Source organism: Aurantiacibacter odishensis (genome assembly GCF_003605195.1).
Taxonomy (GTDB): Bacteria; Pseudomonadota; Alphaproteobacteria; order Sphingomonadales; family Sphingomonadaceae; genus Alteraurantiacibacter; species Alteraurantiacibacter odishensis.
In genome coordinates this window covers 50,057-65,383 of sequence record NZ_QYOS01000017.1, presented here as the reverse complement: position 1 = coordinate 65,383, position 15,327 = coordinate 50,057, and the positions used below count along the sequence as shown (strand labels likewise).

At 63.0% G+C, this 15,327-nt stretch carries 17 protein-coding genes and 1 tRNA gene; 6 read left to right on the top strand and 12 right to left on the bottom strand.

Going from position 1 to position 15,327, the window contains the following annotated elements; all coding sequences use genetic code 11:
* The first annotated feature begins 33 nt into the window (after nucleotides 1-33).
* Genes dapF through D4Q51_RS01115 form a run of 4 tightly spaced genes read left to right on the top strand, consistent with a single transcriptional unit; the run spans nucleotide 34 to nucleotide 3,606 of the window.
* A complete protein-coding gene (gene dapF, locus D4Q51_RS01130) occupies nucleotides 34-843 on the top strand; it encodes a diaminopimelate epimerase (protein WP_120075727.1) in 810 nt (269 codons plus the stop codon).
* Nucleotides 840-2,015: a MiaB/RimO family radical SAM methylthiotransferase gene (locus D4Q51_RS01125; protein ID WP_120075725.1), complete on the top strand. Its 1,176-nt coding sequence runs from the start codon at nucleotides 840-842 to the stop codon at nucleotides 2,013-2,015. Before dapF ends, D4Q51_RS01125 begins: the two co-directional genes overlap by 4 nt.
* Complete coding sequence (gene ftsY / locus D4Q51_RS01120; RefSeq protein ID WP_120075723.1) at nucleotides 2,012-2,935, top strand: signal recognition particle-docking protein FtsY; 924 nt, start codon at nucleotides 2,012-2,014, stop codon at nucleotides 2,933-2,935. The genes D4Q51_RS01125 and ftsY overlap by 4 nt, the downstream gene beginning before the upstream one ends.
* Nucleotides 2,935-3,606, top strand: coding sequence for an inner membrane-spanning protein YciB (locus D4Q51_RS01115; RefSeq protein ID WP_120075721.1), 672 nt, complete (start codon nucleotides 2,935-2,937; stop codon nucleotides 3,604-3,606). The genes ftsY and D4Q51_RS01115 overlap by 1 nt, the downstream gene beginning before the upstream one ends.
* A gap of 5 nt (nucleotides 3,607-3,611) precedes the next feature.
* On the opposite strand, the gene D4Q51_RS01110 is transcribed toward D4Q51_RS01115, so the two are convergent.
* The 10 genes from D4Q51_RS01110 to D4Q51_RS01065 all read right to left on the bottom strand — a co-directional run bounded on the left by D4Q51_RS01110 (nucleotide 3,612) and on the right by D4Q51_RS01065 (nucleotide 13,218).
* The gene (locus tag D4Q51_RS01110) at nucleotides 3,612-4,901 is read right to left on the bottom strand and encodes an APC family permease (RefSeq protein WP_120075718.1); all 1,290 of its coding nucleotides are present in this window, start codon (nucleotides 4,899-4,901) and stop codon (nucleotides 3,612-3,614) included.
* 74 nt (nucleotides 4,902-4,975) lie between these two features.
* On the bottom strand, nucleotides 4,976-6,868 hold the full coding sequence (locus D4Q51_RS01105; protein ID WP_120075716.1) for a potassium transporter Kup: 1,893 nt from the start codon (nucleotides 6,866-6,868) through the stop codon (nucleotides 4,976-4,978).
* Nucleotides 6,869-6,959: 91 nt separating this feature from the next.
* Nucleotides 6,960-7,649 carry a tetratricopeptide repeat protein gene (locus D4Q51_RS01100; protein WP_120075714.1) on the bottom strand — a complete coding sequence of 230 codons (690 nt, stop codon included), beginning with the start codon at nucleotides 7,647-7,649 and terminating at the stop codon, nucleotides 6,960-6,962.
* A complete protein-coding gene (locus D4Q51_RS01095; RefSeq protein ID WP_120075712.1) occupies nucleotides 7,646-8,080 on the bottom strand; it encodes a cytochrome c-type biogenesis protein in 435 nt (144 codons plus the stop codon). The genes D4Q51_RS01100 and D4Q51_RS01095 overlap by 4 nt, the downstream gene beginning before the upstream one ends.
* Nucleotides 8,080-8,616, bottom strand: coding sequence for a redoxin family protein (locus tag D4Q51_RS01090; RefSeq protein WP_120075710.1), 537 nt, complete (start codon nucleotides 8,614-8,616; stop codon nucleotides 8,080-8,082). The genes D4Q51_RS01095 and D4Q51_RS01090 overlap by 1 nt, the downstream gene beginning before the upstream one ends.
* A complete protein-coding gene (locus D4Q51_RS01085; protein WP_120075708.1) occupies nucleotides 8,613-10,580 on the bottom strand; it encodes a heme lyase CcmF/NrfE family subunit in 1,968 nt (655 codons plus the stop codon). The genes D4Q51_RS01090 and D4Q51_RS01085 overlap by 4 nt, the downstream gene beginning before the upstream one ends.
* Nucleotides 10,577-11,050 (bottom strand): cytochrome c maturation protein CcmE, encoded by a 474-nt coding sequence (ccmE, locus tag D4Q51_RS01080; RefSeq protein ID WP_120075707.1) that lies wholly within the window; start codon nucleotides 11,048-11,050, stop codon nucleotides 10,577-10,579. Before ccmE ends, D4Q51_RS01085 begins: the two co-directional genes overlap by 4 nt.
* Before the next feature lie 133 nt (nucleotides 11,051-11,183).
* A complete protein-coding gene (ccmC, locus tag D4Q51_RS01075; RefSeq protein WP_120075705.1) occupies nucleotides 11,184-11,918 on the bottom strand; it encodes a heme ABC transporter permease CcmC in 735 nt (244 codons plus the stop codon).
* 111 nt (nucleotides 11,919-12,029) lie between these two features.
* Complete coding sequence (locus tag D4Q51_RS01070; protein ID WP_120075703.1) at nucleotides 12,030-13,091, bottom strand: Leu/Phe/Val dehydrogenase; 1,062 nt, start codon at nucleotides 13,089-13,091, stop codon at nucleotides 12,030-12,032.
* A 50-nt stretch (nucleotides 13,092-13,141) separates the two neighbouring features.
* Nucleotides 13,142-13,218, bottom strand: a tRNA-His gene (locus D4Q51_RS01065).
* A gap of 196 nt (nucleotides 13,219-13,414) precedes the next feature.
* On the opposite strand from D4Q51_RS01065, the gene D4Q51_RS01060 reads away from it, so the two are divergent.
* Together D4Q51_RS01060 and D4Q51_RS01055 are read left to right on the top strand one after the other, a co-directional pair.
* The gene (locus tag D4Q51_RS01060; protein WP_120075701.1) at nucleotides 13,415-14,047 is read left to right on the top strand and encodes a prolyl hydroxylase family protein; all 633 of its coding nucleotides are present in this window, start codon (nucleotides 13,415-13,417) and stop codon (nucleotides 14,045-14,047) included.
* A 4-nt stretch (nucleotides 14,048-14,051) separates the two neighbouring features.
* Nucleotides 14,052-14,465, top strand: a complete 414-nt coding sequence (locus tag D4Q51_RS01055) for a GFA family protein (RefSeq protein ID WP_120075699.1) — start codon at nucleotides 14,052-14,054, stop codon at nucleotides 14,463-14,465.
* A 67-nt stretch (nucleotides 14,466-14,532) separates the two neighbouring features.
* Here the strand turns inward: D4Q51_RS01055 and rpmE are convergent, their stop codons facing one another.
* On the bottom strand, nucleotides 14,533-14,760 hold the full coding sequence (rpmE, locus tag D4Q51_RS01050; RefSeq protein WP_120075697.1) for a 50S ribosomal protein L31: 228 nt from the start codon (nucleotides 14,758-14,760) through the stop codon (nucleotides 14,533-14,535).
* A gap of 100 nt (nucleotides 14,761-14,860) precedes the next feature.
* A complete protein-coding gene (gene fabZ / locus D4Q51_RS01045) occupies nucleotides 14,861-15,316 on the bottom strand; it encodes a 3-hydroxyacyl-ACP dehydratase FabZ (RefSeq protein ID WP_120075695.1) in 456 nt (151 codons plus the stop codon).
* Nucleotides 15,317-15,327 lie beyond the last annotated feature (11 nt).

Sequence of the window (15,327 nt, the reverse complement as noted above, 5' to 3'; positions counted from 1 at the left end):
GCGATAGGCGGACAAGCCCCCTAGGTGGCGCTCATGCGCGTCCACTTCACCAAGATGCACGGTCTGGGTAACGACTTCATCGTGCTCGACGCGCGAGACAAGGCCCTGCCCGTTCTTTCCGGCGAGACTATCCGCGCCCTTTCCGATCGGACGCTGGGCATCGGCTGCGACCAGTTCATCATCCTGGAACCTCATACAGAGGCGACAGTGCGAATGCGCATTTTCAACGCCGACGGAGGCGAAGTGGAAGCCTGCGGCAATGCCGCACGCGCCATAGGCCTACTGCTGGGAGAAACGGCGACAATCGCCACGGCGGGCGGGCTCATCACCACCACTCCGCAGCTCGGAGGTATCGCTGTCGACATGGGCGAGCCGCGTTTCGAGTGGGACGCGATCCCCCTCGCCTACCCCATGGATACCGCTGCCATGCCGGTCGGCTGGGACTTGCTGGAAAAGCCGCTGGCGGTGAACGTGGGCAATCCGCACGTGATCTTTTTCGTCGAGGATTGCAACGCCGTGCCGCTGGACGCGCTTGGTCCGCAGATCGAGACCGATCCGCTTTTTCCCGAGCGCATCAACGTGAACGTTGCGAGCGTTGTGGACCGCAAGGCGCTGCGCCTGCGCGTATGGGAGCGCGGCGTCGGCCTGACGCGCGCCTGCGGCACCGGGGCCTGCGCAACGGCTGTCGCCGCAATGCGCCGCGGCCTGGTGGAGCGCGAAGTCATCGTGCACCTGCCGGGCGGACCACTCACCATCGCGTGGGGCGAAGACAATCGCATCACCATGACGGGCCCTGCGACAGAGTCCTTTCGCGGCAGCTTCGAACTGGACGAATACGCATGAGCGCGGCGGAAGTCATTTCCCTCGGCTGCCGTCTGAATATCGCCGAAAGCGAGCGCATCCGTACCCTGCTGGCCGACGAGAGTGACGTCGTGGTGGTGAACAGTTGCGCCGTCACCACGGAAGCCGTTCGGCAAACGCGGCAGGCGATCCGCAAGGCGCGCCGGGCGCGGCCCGATGCGCGGCTGCTGGTGACGGGTTGTGCCGCCGATATCGAACGCGCCCAGTTGTCCGCCATGCCGGAAGTCGATGGCCTGGTGCCGAACACGCAAAAGCTAGATGCGCGTTCCTGGAACGTGCCGCAGCGCGTTGATCTGGCGCCTTCGAAACATACCCGCGCTTTCATCGCGGTGCAGAACGGATGCGATCATGCCTGCACCTTTTGCGTCATACCGCAAGGGCGCGGGGAAAGCCGCTCGCTGACGATTGCGCAGGTGCTGCGCGAGGTCGAGCGCCATCTTGAGCAAGGCGCTCCGGAAGTGGTGCTGACCGGCGTTGACGTCACCAGTTGGGGGCACGACCTGCCAGGCAAGCCGCCGCTGGGCGATCTCGTTCGCGCGCTGCTCGATGAATTTCCCCAATTGCAACGCCTGCGCATGTCGTCGCTCGACGGGGTGGAGATCGACCCTGCCCTGTTCGAGATGTTCGCCAGCGAGGCACGCGTGATGCCGCACCTGCACCTCTCGCTGCAGCACGGCAGCGACCTGATCCTGAAGCGAATGAAGCGTCGCCACCTGCGCCGCGATGCCGTGGACCTGGTGCAACGGCTGAAAGACAGGCGGCCCGATGTAGCAATCGGGGCGGACCTGATCGCGGGCTTCCCGACCGAAACCGAAGCGCACCATGCGGACAACCGCTCCATCATCGCGGAGCTCGCTATCGTGCACGGCCATACCTTTCCCTATTCGCCGCGACCGGGCACGCCGGCGGCCCGGATGCCGCAAATCGAACGCGCGGTGATCAAGCAGCGTGCTGCCGAACTGCGCGCCGAGGTATCGAAAGCGCGCAATACCTGGCAGCAAAGCCTTGTGGGCGAAAGCCTGAGCGTCCTTACCGAACGCGACGGCACAGGCTATGCCGAGAACTTCGCCCGCGTTGCTCCGCCCGAAGGCACCGCGCCGGGCACTATCGTGACTGTCACGCCGCAATCGATCGAGGAAGGCCTGCTAAAGTGAGCGAAACCAGCTGGTCCGAAAGGCTGTTCGGCGGATTCCGCAAAACGTCGGACCGTCTCTCGGAGAATCTCACCGGCGTCGTCGGCACGGCGAAACTGGACGACGCCACGCTGGACGACGTGGAAGACGCGCTGATCGTGTCCGACCTTGGCCCCAGCGCCGCAGCGCGCATCCGTGCGAAGCTGGCGGAGAAGCGCTTCGGCCTCAGCATCACGGAGCGCGAACTGAAGGAAGCCGTGGCCGAGGAAATCGCCGCGATCCTGCGCCCGGTAGCCGTTCCGCTTGAAGTCACCGCATTCCCCCGCCCGCAGGTCATTCTCGTCATCGGTGTGAACGGGAGCGGCAAGACCACAACCATCGCCAAGCTGGGCCACTGGTTCCAGGAAGAGGATTACGAGGTCATGCTGGCGGCAGGCGATACTTTCCGCGCCGCAGCCATCGGCCAGTTGAAAATCTGGGCGGACCGTATCGGTGCTCCCATCGTTACCGGCCCGGAAGGCGGCGACCCTGCCTCCATCGTGTTCGACGCGGTGAAGAAGGCAACCGAGATCGGCACCGATGCCCTGATCGTCGATACCGCCGGCCGACTGCAGAACAAGCGCGAACTGATGGATGAACTCGCCAAGATCCGGAAGGTCCTTGGCCGCCTGAACCCCGAAGCCCCGCACGACGTGGTCCTGGTGCTGGATGCCACCAACGGCCAGAACGCGCTCTCGCAGATCGAAATATTCAAGGAAGTGGCAGGCGTTACCGGCCTGATCATGACCAAGCTGGACGGCACGGCGCGCGGCGGCGTGCTGGTCGCGGCGGCAGAGCAGTATGGCCTGCCCATCCATGCCATCGGCGTGGGCGAGACGCTGGACGACCTGCGCCCCTTCGATCCGGACCTGGTGGCGCGTGTGATAGCAGGAGTTGCCTGATGACGACCGAAGCACCCAAACAGGCCGCTGCAACGGAAAAGCCCAAGTCGGGCTGGCTCAACGTCGCCGTCGATTACGGGCCGCTCCTGGTCTTCTTCCTGGTCTACAAGTTCTATTCGCCCGAGAACGCCGGCGACGATACCGCCGGGGAAATCTTTGCCGTCATTCGCGGCACCGGCGCCTTCATCATCGCGGCTGTCGTCGCGTTAGCTGTCAGCAAGTGGCGACTGGGCAGGGTAAGCCCGATGCTGTGGCTGTCGACAGCCATGATCGTCGGCTTCGGCGCGCTGACGATCTATTTCCAGGACGAGCGCTTCATCCAGTGGAAGCCGACCATCATCTACGTGCTGTTCTCCGCGGTGCTGCTCGTCGGCTATGCCAAGGGCAAATCGCTGCTGAAGATACTGCTGGAAGCCGCTTTCGAAGGTTTGACCGACGAAGGCTGGCTGAAGCTTTCACGCAACTGGGGCCTTTTCTTCATCGTGCTGGCGGCGCTGAACACGGCGCTCATCTTCATGGTCAGCTTCGAGACTTGGCTGGCCGCGAAGCTCTGGCTGTTCCTGCCACTCACGTTCCTGTTCACTTTCACGCAGGTGCCGATGCTGATGCGCCACGGGCTGAACGTGGAAGACAAGGAAGAAGTGCTTCAGGATCCTCCTAGAACCGAATAGGCGCGTCAGCCTGCTGGCACTGCTTTCACCGAGCGGCGGCACATCCACCGCGTGAGCAGGCCGATTGCCAGCAGGGCCAGCACCCAGAGGCTGGTTTCCAGCCCGGAGCCGTAGACGGCGAAGCAGGCGAAGGCCAATCCCACGATCAGCACCGGCAAGTGCGCTGGACTGCGATTCTCCTTGAACACGGCGACCAACCCGAGAATGTAGAAAACCAGCACCCCTCCCGTCGTCAGCAGCGCCAGGAACGTGAATATCCCGGACATCCCGCGAGAGGAGTTAAGAAGGATAAGCACTGCCGCGCCCGCCGCTTGCAGGATTACGCCCCAGTGAGGAACGCCGTGCTGGTTCGTATCCGCGAACAGCAAGGGCACTTCGCGGCGCAAGGCCATCGAATAGGTGCAATCCGCTCCGATCAGAACCAATCCGTTCGCGCATCCCGTCACGCTCACCATGATGCACAGTGCGACAACGGTGCCCAGAACCGGCCCGTAAATCATGGCCAGAGCATCCGATACAGGTGAGCTGGATTGTGCGATCTCGTTCGACGACATGATCACCATCAGACCCGTCGTCGCCAGAAGGTAAAGCACCACGACGAAAAGCGTGCCGCCGATCATCGCGATGGGAATGTTGCGCCGAGGATTGCGGATCTTGTTGACCGGAATCGTCGCTGCCTCGAACCCCAGGAGCGGAAACAGCGTCAGGGCCACGGCGGCCGCGATATTGTCGAAATTGATGGGCGCGGGCGCGACAGCCTTGGTTTCGAGCGTGTCCATCATGAGCAATGCGCCGACGGTGACGACCACGAGCAGGAGAGGCACGACCTTGACTGCCACCGAGGCCACCTGCAACCGCCCGGCCGAACGCGTGCTGACCAGGTTCACGCCGGTAATTAGCGCCAGCAGCACCAGCGACGCGATCACCCCGTAGAAATCACCATCGCCAACGCCGGTCAGATTGACGATGATCGAACCGCCCGCGATCACCAAGGCTGCAATCGAAGTAAATCCGGCCGCGAAATAGGCAAAGACGGCAAGGAAACCCGATATCTCGCCGATCACGCGCTCTATGTTGTGCTGGATGCCCTCCCCTGTTCCGTCGACCAGGAAGCGGAAGCTGGCTGCGAGGCACAAGGCCCCCGCGCCGCAGATCAGCCACCCCAGCGTCGCGTTCCATCCAAGCGGTGCGAGGGATGTCGGCAGGACGTAAATCCCGCCGCCAATCATGGTCCCGATGACGAGCGATAGGCTCATCAGCAAGCCGAGCGGTTGCTCCCGTTCAGATCTATTCATGGCTGCCCCCCGGCATCCGGCGCAGCGGAGAAGCGGCGCCGAAGCCCGGAAGCTATGTCAGACCGGACAAACCGTCAAATCTCGACCTGGCTGCCCAGCTCCACCACGCGGTTCGTCGGCAGGCGGAAGAACTCCATCGGCGTTGCCGCATTGCGCATCATCCAGGCGAACAGCTTCTCGCGCCAGACCATCATGCCCGGATTGTCCGCCGAAAGCAGCGTTTGCCGACTGAGGAAGAAACTGGTTTGCATCATGTCGAACGGGCCGCCGCACATCTCGCGCCGCTTGAGCGCCGCCGGGACATCGGTCTCCTGCATGAAACCGTAATGCAGGATGACACGGAAGAACCCGTCGCCCAGTTCCTCAATGCTACATCGCTCTTCCTCGGGCACATAGGGGACATCCCCTATCAGGACGGTCAGCACGATCACCCGCTCGTGCAGCACCTTGTTGTGCTTGATGTTGTGTAACAGCGCCGATGGCGTGCCCTTGCTGCCGGAATTCATGAAAATTGCCGTGCCCGGCACGCGCGCCGTGCTGCCGCGGGCGGACTTGGCGAAGATATCCAGCGGCAGGCCCGCCTCCGTCATACGCTGCCGCATGAGTTGGCGACCCTTCGCCCACGTTGTCAGCAGAGTGAAGGCGATACCGCCCACCAGCAGCGGGAACCACCCGCCGTCCGGCACCTTCGTAAGGTTGGCAGCGAAGTAGGCGCCGTCCACGATAAGGAACAGCAGCACGACCGGAATGGCAAGCCACTTGGGCCATTTCCATACGCCGATAAACAGCACAGCCATCAGCAGCGTGTCGATCGTCACTGCGCCCGTCACCGCGATACCATAGGCACTGGCCAGGTTCGACGAGTTCTGGAACGTGAGGACCAGCAGAATCACGGCCACCATCAGCGCCCAGTTGATGACGGGAATGTAGATCTGGCCGGAATGCTCGTCACTCGTATGCCGGATCGAGAGGCGCGGCACGAAGCCAAGCTGAATGGCCTGGTGCGTGATCGAGAACGCGCCGGAAATCACCGCCTGGCTGGCGATGAAAGTGGCGCAGGTGGCCAGGATCACCAGCGGCAGGCGGTAGGCTTCGGGGGCGAGGAAGAAGAACGGGCTCATGATCGCCTCTTCCGCCGCCGCGTCGGGCAGGCCGATGATCATTGCGCCTTGTCCGAAGTAGTTGATCAGCAGGCAGGGCATGACGAAGCCGAACCACGACAGCTTCATCGGACCGCGCCCGAAATGGCCCATGTCGGAATACAATGCTTCCGCTCCCGTCACGGCCAGCACGACCGAGCCAAGAGCGAGGAAGGCGAACCACTTGTCGACGATAAAGAACTGGACCGCGTACCAGGGGTTGAGCGCCCACAGGATTTGCGGTGTGTCGAAGATCTGCACGATACCGAGCAGCGCAATGGTCGTGAAATACAGGATCATCACCGGCGCAAACAACGCGCCGACCTTGGCTGTGCCGCGCTTTTGGAGCACGAACAGGCCAACCAGCAATACGAGCGCGATAGGAATGACCCACCGGTCCAGTTCGTTGTTTACCACCGTCAGACCCTCCACTGCGGAGAGCACCGAGATGGCGGGCGTGATCATCGAGTCGCCATAGAACAGCGCCGTCGCGAAAACGCCGAGCAACACGACCAGCCAGCCATAACTGGTCTTGCCGATATTGCGCGAAAGCAGCGCGACGAGAGCGAGGCTGCCGCCCTGCCCGTTGTTGTCCGCTCGCATCAGGATGGTGACGTACTGGATCGCCACGACGAGCGTCATCGACCAGAAGATCAGGCTGACCACGCCAAGCACGTGCAGATCGTCGATCGGCAGGCTGTGCGCGCCGCGGAAGGTTTCGCGGAAAGCGTAGAGCGGGGACGTGCCGATATCGCCGAAAACGATGCCAATGGCACCCGCGGCGAGTTTTAGCTTGGCAGAATCCCGGTCTTGTCCGGTAGCGCTCATATGGATTTTCAGCCCATGTGACCCGTTTATAACGGCGAAGCGGGCGCGTTAGCAGCAGTCCGCGCCCACGGCAACATGATGCAGTGCAACATTAATCGCCGCTCTGTGCGGGAGCGGCGGGGCCGGCTGCCGGTGGCATCGTCATCTGTCCTGCTTGCATCGCCCCCAACATGACATCGAGGCGAGCCAGGCGATCTGCCACACCGGCCCTGCCCTCGGCATCTTCCGGCGAATTCTCCAGCGTTTCCCGCCAGACCTGTTGCGCTTCCATCAGCCGTCCCTGCCGGATCAGCGAGACCCCAAGGAAATAGCCGGGCGCGAGGTTTTCGGGTTTCACATTCGCGGCGCGCTGAAATGCGTAGAGCGAGGCTTGCGACAGGTTACCGTCGGCATGTTCAGCAAGGGCAATCGCCTGCGCCAGCCAGGCTTCGAAATCCTGCGGGTTCTGCCGCGTCACGCCCTCCAGCATCTGCGCGGCATCGGCATATCGACCGCGCCGCGCCATGGCATCCGACGTAACCAGCATGGGACTGCCGGACCGGTCCGACAGGCTGACGAACTCGCGCCGTGCTTCCACAATATCGAATTCCTGCTCCCCCTGGTCGGCGACGGCAGATTTCGGCGCGGCGGCCATTTCCGGGCTGGCTTGCAAGGCATATCCCGCCAAGCCGAAGCCGAGTGCGGCGGCAAGACTGGTCCACAATCCCTTAGACAGGCCGAAGCCGAATGCAGCGATGGCGAAAGTCGCCACGGCAAGCGCGATCACCGCTAGCCAGGTCATGCGCTCTCGCCCTCGTCCGCCGTATCGGTGGGCCGCCCGATCCGGCGCAGCAACACTGTTCCGGCCAGCAGCAGCAATACAATGGGAATAGCGAACAGCGGCCAGGTGGTCGAACTGACCTGCGGCTCGTAACTCACGTAGTCTCCGTAACGCGAGACCAGCCAGTTGCGGACCTCATCAGGGCTCTCTCCGGCCGCGATACGGCTGCGGACCTGGTGGCGCATGTCGCCGGCCATCGGCGCATCGCTGTCGGCAATCGACTGGCTCTGGCACTTCAGGCAGCGCAGCGTGTGCATCAACTCGCGCGCCTGCTCCTCGAGGGCAGGGTCTTCAAGCTGCGTGTAGGCATAGGGCGCGGGCGGCATCCGATCCTGCGCGGCAGCGGGTTGTAACAGCGCGAAAGCGGCGAGGATGGGGAGAAGCCAACGCATCAGGACTGCGCCTTGCGCAATTCTTCGAGCAGCTTGGGCACGTCATTCTCGCGAATGTCGCCAATGTGCTGATACGTGATGACGCCGTCGCCATCGATCACGAAAGTTTCCGGCACACCGCTCGAACCAATGGCAAGCTGGACTTCGGAGATATCGTCGCGCCCGATGCGGGTGAAGGGATTGCCGTAGACCGACAGGAACCGTTCGACGTCCTCAGGCCGGTCACGAATGGCGACGGCGACAATGTTCGCCCCGCTGCGCTCCAGCGCTTCGAGTTGCGGGGCTTCGGCCGCGCACGGGATGCACCAGCTAGCGAAAACATTGAGAAGCTTTGCCTCTCCATCGGCAAGGTCGGCGCGGGAAAGGCCCGGACGGGCTGGAACCGCTGGCGGGAGTTCGAAGTCCGGCATCGGCTCGCCCACCATGGCGGACTGGACGAACTCGTCCTTCGGCTGGGTCAACTGGTAAGCGAACAGGCCGAACAGCGCGGAGGCAATGCCGACAATGATCCAAAGTGAATACCGCAAGCGTTTCATTCGGCAGGCTCCGCGACAAGGGCAGCTTCCTCGGCCCGGCGCTCCTCGCCGCGCTGCGTAGCCGACCGGCGGCGCACGTCGCCCACCACACGGCCCACCAGCGCCAGCGCACCGCCAAGAGCGATCAGCAGTCCGCCGTACCAGATCCAGGTGACGAAAGGCTTCCACCACAGCCGCAATTGCCAGCGCCCATCCTCGGCCATGTTGCCGAGCGCCACGTAGAGCTGGCCGTTCCAGCGCGTGACGAGTGCCACTTCGCTGGTTTCGCCCTGCGGCGCCCAGAAGCTGCGGGCCTGCGGGAAGGTTTCCGTGGCGGGTCCGCCTTCGTAGGACACGAAGATGTCCCCCTGCATAGCGGTCCAGTTCGGACCGGCCACGGGACTGATCGAGGCCAGCGTCGCTTCCCAGGGGCCGATGTCCACCGTGTCTCCGGGGCTGGCGGCGACGAGTCGTTCCTTCTGGTAGGCCGTGTCCGCGGCGATCCCGAACAGACCGACGGCGACGCCGAAGTGCGCGATGCACATGCCCCACACGGCCAGCGGCACGCGGCGGATCGCACGGCCACGCAACGGCATGAAACTGGCCACGGCAACACCGACAGACATCGCCATCCCGAGCAGCGGCAAGACTCCAATATCCGACAGCGCCAGCACAAGCGCCAGTACGGCTACAGTCACAACGGATATGATAATCACCGGCAACCTGATCCGATCAAAACTGTCTTTTCGCCAGCGCAGCAGCGGGCCGACAGCAAGGATCGCCAGCATCGGCAGGAAAAAGATCGCGCTCACCGGGTCGAAATAGGGCGGCCCCACGGACACGCGCACGTCGAAAGCCTCGGTCAGCAACGGATAGAGCGTACCGAGCAGCACGATGCCGAGAATGGCGGAAAGCGCGACGTTGTTGACCACCAGCGCGCCTTCACGGCTGAGCAGCGAGAACCGCTCCCCTTCGGCGATGGTGTTGGCGCGCAGCGCAAAGACAATCAGCGCCCCGCCAATATACAACGCCAGTAGCGCCAGGATGAAACTGCCGCGCTCCGGATCGACGGCAAAGGCATGGACCGAGGTGAGAATGCCCGAACGCACGAGGAACGTGCCCACCATGCTCATGGAAAAGGCGACGACGCCCAGCATGATCGTCCACGTGCGCAAGGCATCGCGCGCGGCCAGCACGCTGGCGGAATGCAGCAGCGCGGTTGCCGCCAGCCATGGCATGAGCGAGGCATTCTCCACCGGGTCCCAGAACCACCAGCCACCCCAGCCAAGCTCGTAATAGGCCCAATAGGACCCGGCGGTGATGCCGATGGTGAGGAAAATCCAGGCCCCCAGCACCCACGGACGCATCACGCGCGCGAACTCGGGCGTCACATTGCGCGTCAGCAATGCACCAAGCGCGAAGCTGAAGGCGATCGAAAGCCCGACGTATCCGATGTACAGAGTGGGCGGGTGGAAGGAGACGCCCATATCCTGCAACAGTGGATTGAGGCCATTGCCCTCCATCGGCACGGGCGAAAGCCGTTCGAACGGGTTCGAGGACAGCAAGATGAAGAGATAGAAACCGATGCCGACGAATGCCTGCGTGCCAAGCGTCGCCATCATCGTCTTTTCGGGCAAGCGGCGCTCGATAAAGGCAATCAAACCACCGGCAAACGCCATGATGGCGATCCACAGCAGCATGGAACCTTCATGGTTCGCCCATGCGCCCGACAACTTGAACGCCATCGGCTTCATCGAATGGGAATGCGTCGCGACTAGCTTCACCGAAAGGTCGGTGACGGCAAAGGCATAGACCAGCGCAAGGAATGACACGGCGCAAAGCAGGCCCTGCAACACCGCTGCGGGACGCACGAGGGCGGTCAGCTCGCTGCTTTCGTTACGCGCGCCAACGAAACCGCCGATCAGCTGCAACACGGCGAGGGCAGCCGCAAGCCACAGGGCAGCAAGGCCGATCTCGGCGATCATTCGATGCTCTCTTGCAGTTCCTCGCGCAGCTCCGCGCTGCTCATGCCTTCAAGTTCGCGCGGCATGTAATTCTCGTCGTGCTTGGCCAGCAGGTTATCGGCGATGAAGACGCCATCGGCCCGCATCGCCCCTTCGGCGACCACGCCCGACCCTTCCACGAACAGCGCAGGCACGATGCCGGTGTAGCTGACGGGAACGCGTGCCTGCCCGTCCTGCACAACGAATTCCACCGTCACACCGTCGGCGGCGGTGTTGATCGAGCCGTTCTCCACCATGCCGCCAAGGCGGATGGCCTGCCCTGCCTCGGGTGGATCTGCCTCGATATCGGCAGGAACGTAGAAGTAGCTCGCCTGGTTGCTCAGCGCGTAGGCCGCCAGGAACCCGGCGCCGACGATGGCGACAAGGGCAATCACCACCAACACAAGGCGCTGGTGCTTGGGCTTCAACCCTCGTGAAGCGTTATCGCTCATTTCCTACGCGTCTCCTCACGCCGCCTTTCCGCTCGGCGCATGGCGAGCCAGCTAGTTATAACCAGCGCTAGCATGCCAACAAGCGTCACGCCCAGCGCCGCGTAGACGAACAGCCATTGGTCGAGGCTCTCTCTCACGCGGATAGCTCCTCTGCCTGCAAGGCTTTGCGTCGCAAGCGAGCATCGGCTTGGACATCGGCCAGGATCGCCCGCATTCGCGCCAGCACCACACCGCCGAACAGCAGCGAGAAGCCTAGCGTTGCGATCAATAGCGGCCAGAGGAAAACTGGATCAATGGCACTTTCGCCCATGGTGATGCTGGGAGGCTGATGCAGGCTATTCCACCATACGACTGAACGGTTGATGATCGGGATGTTGATCGCGCCCACCAGTCCGAAGATCGCGGCGATGCGGCTGGATTGCCCTTCCCGCGCCAGCGAGGAGGACAGGGCGATGTAGCCGAAATAGAGGAACAGCAGCACGAGCATGGACGTGAGACGCCCGTCCCAGACCCACCAAGTGCCCCAAGTAGGGCGCCCCCAGATGGAGCCGGTGGCAAGGCAGATTGCAGTGAAGACTGCGCCAGGCACGGCAGCAGCGCGCGCCGCGATGGCCGCCAACGGGTGCCGCCAGACAAGTTCCATAAGGCTGGCAATGGCAATCGCCGTCCAGCCGCCCATGCCCAGCCAGGCGGCAGGCACATGCACGAAAAGGATTCGCACTGTCTCACCCATCAGGCGGTCGGGCGGAACCTGCGTCAGCCCCCACAGCACGGCACCGAGCGAGAGCACCAGCCCGCTCACCAGCAAGGGCACGGTGAGCCATTTGGCGATCTTCAGGAAGCGGGTGGGATTGGCGAAGCCGTGCATGTTCCGGACAAAGTCACTCTTTGTCTGTGCCTTTTACAGTGACAGCCCGCTTGGACAAGCAAAACCGGAGGTTTCTGCCGGATTTGGTACGCCCGCGCGATCAGTTACCGCTCAGCGCCCGATCAGCCTCTGCGCCATTGCATCGGCCACCTCGTTCGAGGGGCGTCCGCTGGCATCGCTCTCCTTCCAGATCTCGCGCAGGCGACCCGGAATCTGCCCAATCCGCGCGTTCACATCGTCGAGATTGCACGGCTTGCCTTCACGGCGGCAGAGGTATTCGTAGCTGACATTGATGATGCCGCCCGCGTTGATCACGTAGTCCGGCGCATAGAGAATGCCCCGATCGTGCAACTGCTGGCCATGGTGAGGCCGCGCTAGCTGGTTGTTCGCACCGCCCGCGACAATTGCGCAATCCAGCTTGGCGATGCTTTCGTCATCGATAATCGCGCCAAGAGCGTTGGGGCTGAAAACGTCGCACGACACGCTCATCACATCGCCAGCGGAAACGGACTCTCCGCCCAGTTCGCTCGCCAGGGCGGCGGCGCGATTCTGGTCGATGTCGGAGAGCGTAAGATTCACGCCGTCATTCGCCAGCAGGCGGGCGACGCCGCCGCCGACCGATCCGCAGCCCTGCACCGCCACGTGCACGCCCTGCATGGAAGACTTGCCCAACTTGTGCGCAACAGCCGCCTTGATGCCGAGGTAGATGCCCATCGCCGTGAACGGACCGGGATCGCCGCCCGCCTCGCCGTCTTCGGCAGGCAGACCGCAAACGTGCTGTGTACGGGTGTGGATCGCCACCATGTCCGCCTCGCTCGCGCCGACGTCTTCTGCCGTAACATAACGACCGCCCAGAGCTTCCACCGCGTCACCGAACGCGTGGAGCATGGCCTCGGTCTTCGTGCCATCCTTGTCGAGCAGCACCACGGCCTTGCCGCCACCGATGGGTAGGCCCGCCATGGCATTCTTGTAGCTCATCCCGCGCGACAGGCGCAGCGCATCGCGCATCGCCTTTGCCGGCTCGTCGTAATGCCAGAATCGGGTACCGCCTGCGGCCGGACCAAGGTGCGTCGAATGAAGTGCGATGATGGCGGTAAGGCCACTGGCGCGATCGTGCACTACCTCGACCCGCTCGTGTTCGTCCCAGTCGGGTTCGCTCCAGAATGCCGGCATGGCCCTTGCCCTCTCTCGTTACAAGAACGGCAAGCAAGCCCTTGAGAAAATGGGGCGATCGAGGGGTCTCGAACCCCCGACCTCCGGTACCACAAACCGGCGCTCTAACCAACTGAGCTACGATCGCCACAAGAACCAGGCACACATGCCGAGAGGCGGCCTGTTAGGGGTCTGCGCCGGTCGGTCAACCCGCATTCGGCGCGGGCGCGAGCCTGTTGCACAATTCGTCTCGCCTGCAAAGTGAAAAGTGCGCTTTTGGCCCACATGCGCAAGAAAATTTCGCGGGTTTGAAAGCTGCCCGCCCTCGCCTAAGAATCACCGGCATGACGACTCCGGGGACGACCTCTGCTGAATTCCTTATGCGCGACAAGCGGGTGCGCCACGTGCCCACCCCGCGCCTCACCCTCCTGACCGCGGCGAACTTCCTTGCGCCGGACCTTTGCGGAAGCCTCATCGAACTGATCGACAAGGACCGCCGCCCCTCGACCATCGCCGATGCGAATGGGGACGACTACTTCCGAACGAGCGAAACCTGCGATCTCGATCCGGGCGAGCCTGCCGTGAAGGAACTGGAACACAAGCTGTTCGAGTTGAACGGCATCGACCCGGCCCACGGCGAACCCGTGCAGGGCCAGCGTTACGCCGAAGGGCAGGAATTCAAGGCGCACACCGACTATTTCGAGCCGCAGGGCGGCGATTTCCAGAAGTACTGCGGCGTCGCGGGGAACAGGACGTGGACCTTCATGGTCTACCTGAACGAAGTGCAGGCTGGCGGCGGCACCCGGTTCAAGGTGATCGGCAAGACCTTCCAGCCCGAAACCGGACGTCTGGTTTGCTGGGACAACAAGCGGCCCGACGGCAGCTGCAACGCCGCCACCCTGCACCACGGCATGAAAGTGCGTCGCGGCGTAAAATACGTGATCACCAAATGGTATCGCGAAAGGCCGTGGGGGTGATTCGATGAGCGAGCAGCGCGAAGGCGGATGTCACTGCGGCACAGTGCGGTTCACGGTGAACCTACCCGGAGAACCGAGAGTGCGGCGCTGCAACTGCTCGATCTGCGCCATGAAGGGGGTGGTGATGCTGGATGTGCCGCGGTCTGCCTTGGAGATCACCGACGGAGAGAGCGCGCTTACGCTTTACACATTCGGCACAGGTGAAGCGAAACACCGGTTCTGCTCGAAATGCGGAATCCATCCGTTCCACCAGACTCGCTCCGATCCGGACAGGTGCGGCGTAAATCTTGCCTGCATCGACGGCATGACGATCTACGATTTCGCCGAAGTCCCGGTGTTCGACGGCCAAAAGCATCCGGTTGATACCGGCAAGTCGGTCAGGATCGGCACCATGCGTTTTGAACGCCTCGTGGACTGAAACGAAAAAAGGCGGCCTTTGCGGACCGCCCTTTTCCTCAAATTCGCTTCGATCTCGCGAAGAAAGCTTACTTCTTCTTGAGCGAGAGACCGCCGAAACGCTTGTTGAACTGGGCAACGCGGCCACCGTCCTGCAGTCGCTGCGGGCCGCCAGTCCAGGCCGGGTGGCTGGTCGGGTCGATTTCGAGGTTCATGACATCGCCTTCGCTGCCCCAGGTGGAGCGCGTCTGGAATTCGGTGCCATCGGTCATCTTGACCGTGATCATGTGGTAATCGGGATGCGTATCGGCCTTCATGGCATAGTTTCCTTTGCGTTCGACCGGTTCCGACCGATCTGCAGATGGATGGATAATCGGAAAGGCGCGCGCCTAGCGGCACATCGCGCCAAAAGCAACCTTATTCGGGCGGGTCTGCGATCATGGCGGTAAAGCTGACATCGCAGGTCACCTTGCCGTCAACGCTGGCCTTGCCCTCGAACTTGCAGATCTTGGCGCGCTGCTGTGTGAACGCGACATCCAGCTTCAGCAGGCAACCGGGCAGCACCGGGGCGCGGAACTTGGCGTTTTCGATCGCCATGAAATAGACGAGCTTGCCGCTGTCGGCGAGATCGAGCGTCTCGATCCCGAGTATGCCGGCGGCCTGCGCCAGCGCCTCGATCTGCAGGACGCCGGGCATGATCGGACGACCGGGGAAGTGCCCCTGGAAGAAACCCTCGTTGAAGGTCACCGCCTTGGTCGCGCTGATCCGCTCCCCCTTCACCAGCTCGTCGACCTTGTCGACCAGCAGCATGGGGTAGCGATGCGGCAGGGCCTTGAGGATCCTGACGACGTCGTAGTCGGGTGTTTCGCTCATGGCCCTGCCCC

Bases quoted from the DNA above. Each gene is read 5' to 3' on its own strand.
- D4Q51_RS01070 (WP_120075703.1), bottom strand. From the start codon at position 13,091: ATGCCGGCATTCTGGAGCGAACCCGACTGGGACGAACACGAGCGGGTC.
- rpmE (WP_120075697.1), bottom strand. From the start codon at position 14,760: ATGAAGGCCGATACGCATCCCGATTACCACATGATCACGGTCAAGATG.
- D4Q51_RS01100 (WP_120075714.1), bottom strand. From the start codon at position 7,649: ATGACCTGGCTAGCGGTGATCGCGCTTGCCGTGGCGACTTTCGCCATC.
- D4Q51_RS01060 (WP_120075701.1), top strand. From the start codon at position 13,415: ATGACGACTCCGGGGACGACCTCTGCTGAATTCCTTATGCGCGACAAG.
- dapF (WP_120075727.1), top strand. From the start codon at position 34: ATGCGCGTCCACTTCACCAAGATGCACGGTCTGGGTAACGACTTCATC.
- fabZ (WP_120075695.1), bottom strand. From the start codon at position 15,316: ATGAGCGAAACACCCGACTACGACGTCGTCAGGATCCTCAAGGCCCTG.
- D4Q51_RS01090 (WP_120075710.1), bottom strand. From the start codon at position 8,616: ATGAAACGCTTGCGGTATTCACTTTGGATCATTGTCGGCATTGCCTCC.
- ccmC (WP_120075705.1), bottom strand. From the start codon at position 11,918: ATGCACGGCTTCGCCAATCCCACCCGCTTCCTGAAGATCGCCAAATGG.
- ccmE (WP_120075707.1), bottom strand. From the start codon at position 11,050: ATGAGCGATAACGCTTCACGAGGGTTGAAGCCCAAGCACCAGCGCCTT.
- D4Q51_RS01125 (WP_120075725.1), top strand. From the start codon at position 840: ATGAGCGCGGCGGAAGTCATTTCCCTCGGCTGCCGTCTGAATATCGCC.
- D4Q51_RS01085 (WP_120075708.1), bottom strand. From the start codon at position 10,580: ATGATCGCCGAGATCGGCCTTGCTGCCCTGTGGCTTGCGGCTGCCCTC.
- D4Q51_RS01105 (WP_120075716.1), bottom strand. From the start codon at position 6,868: ATGAGCGCTACCGGACAAGACCGGGATTCTGCCAAGCTAAAACTCGCC.
- D4Q51_RS01055 (WP_120075699.1), top strand. From the start codon at position 14,052: ATGAGCGAGCAGCGCGAAGGCGGATGTCACTGCGGCACAGTGCGGTTC.
- D4Q51_RS01110 (WP_120075718.1), bottom strand. From the start codon at position 4,901: ATGAATAGATCTGAACGGGAGCAACCGCTCGGCTTGCTGATGAGCCTA.
- D4Q51_RS01095 (WP_120075712.1), bottom strand. From the start codon at position 8,080: ATGCGTTGGCTTCTCCCCATCCTCGCCGCTTTCGCGCTGTTACAACCC.
- D4Q51_RS01115 (WP_120075721.1), top strand. From the start codon at position 2,935: ATGACGACCGAAGCACCCAAACAGGCCGCTGCAACGGAAAAGCCCAAG.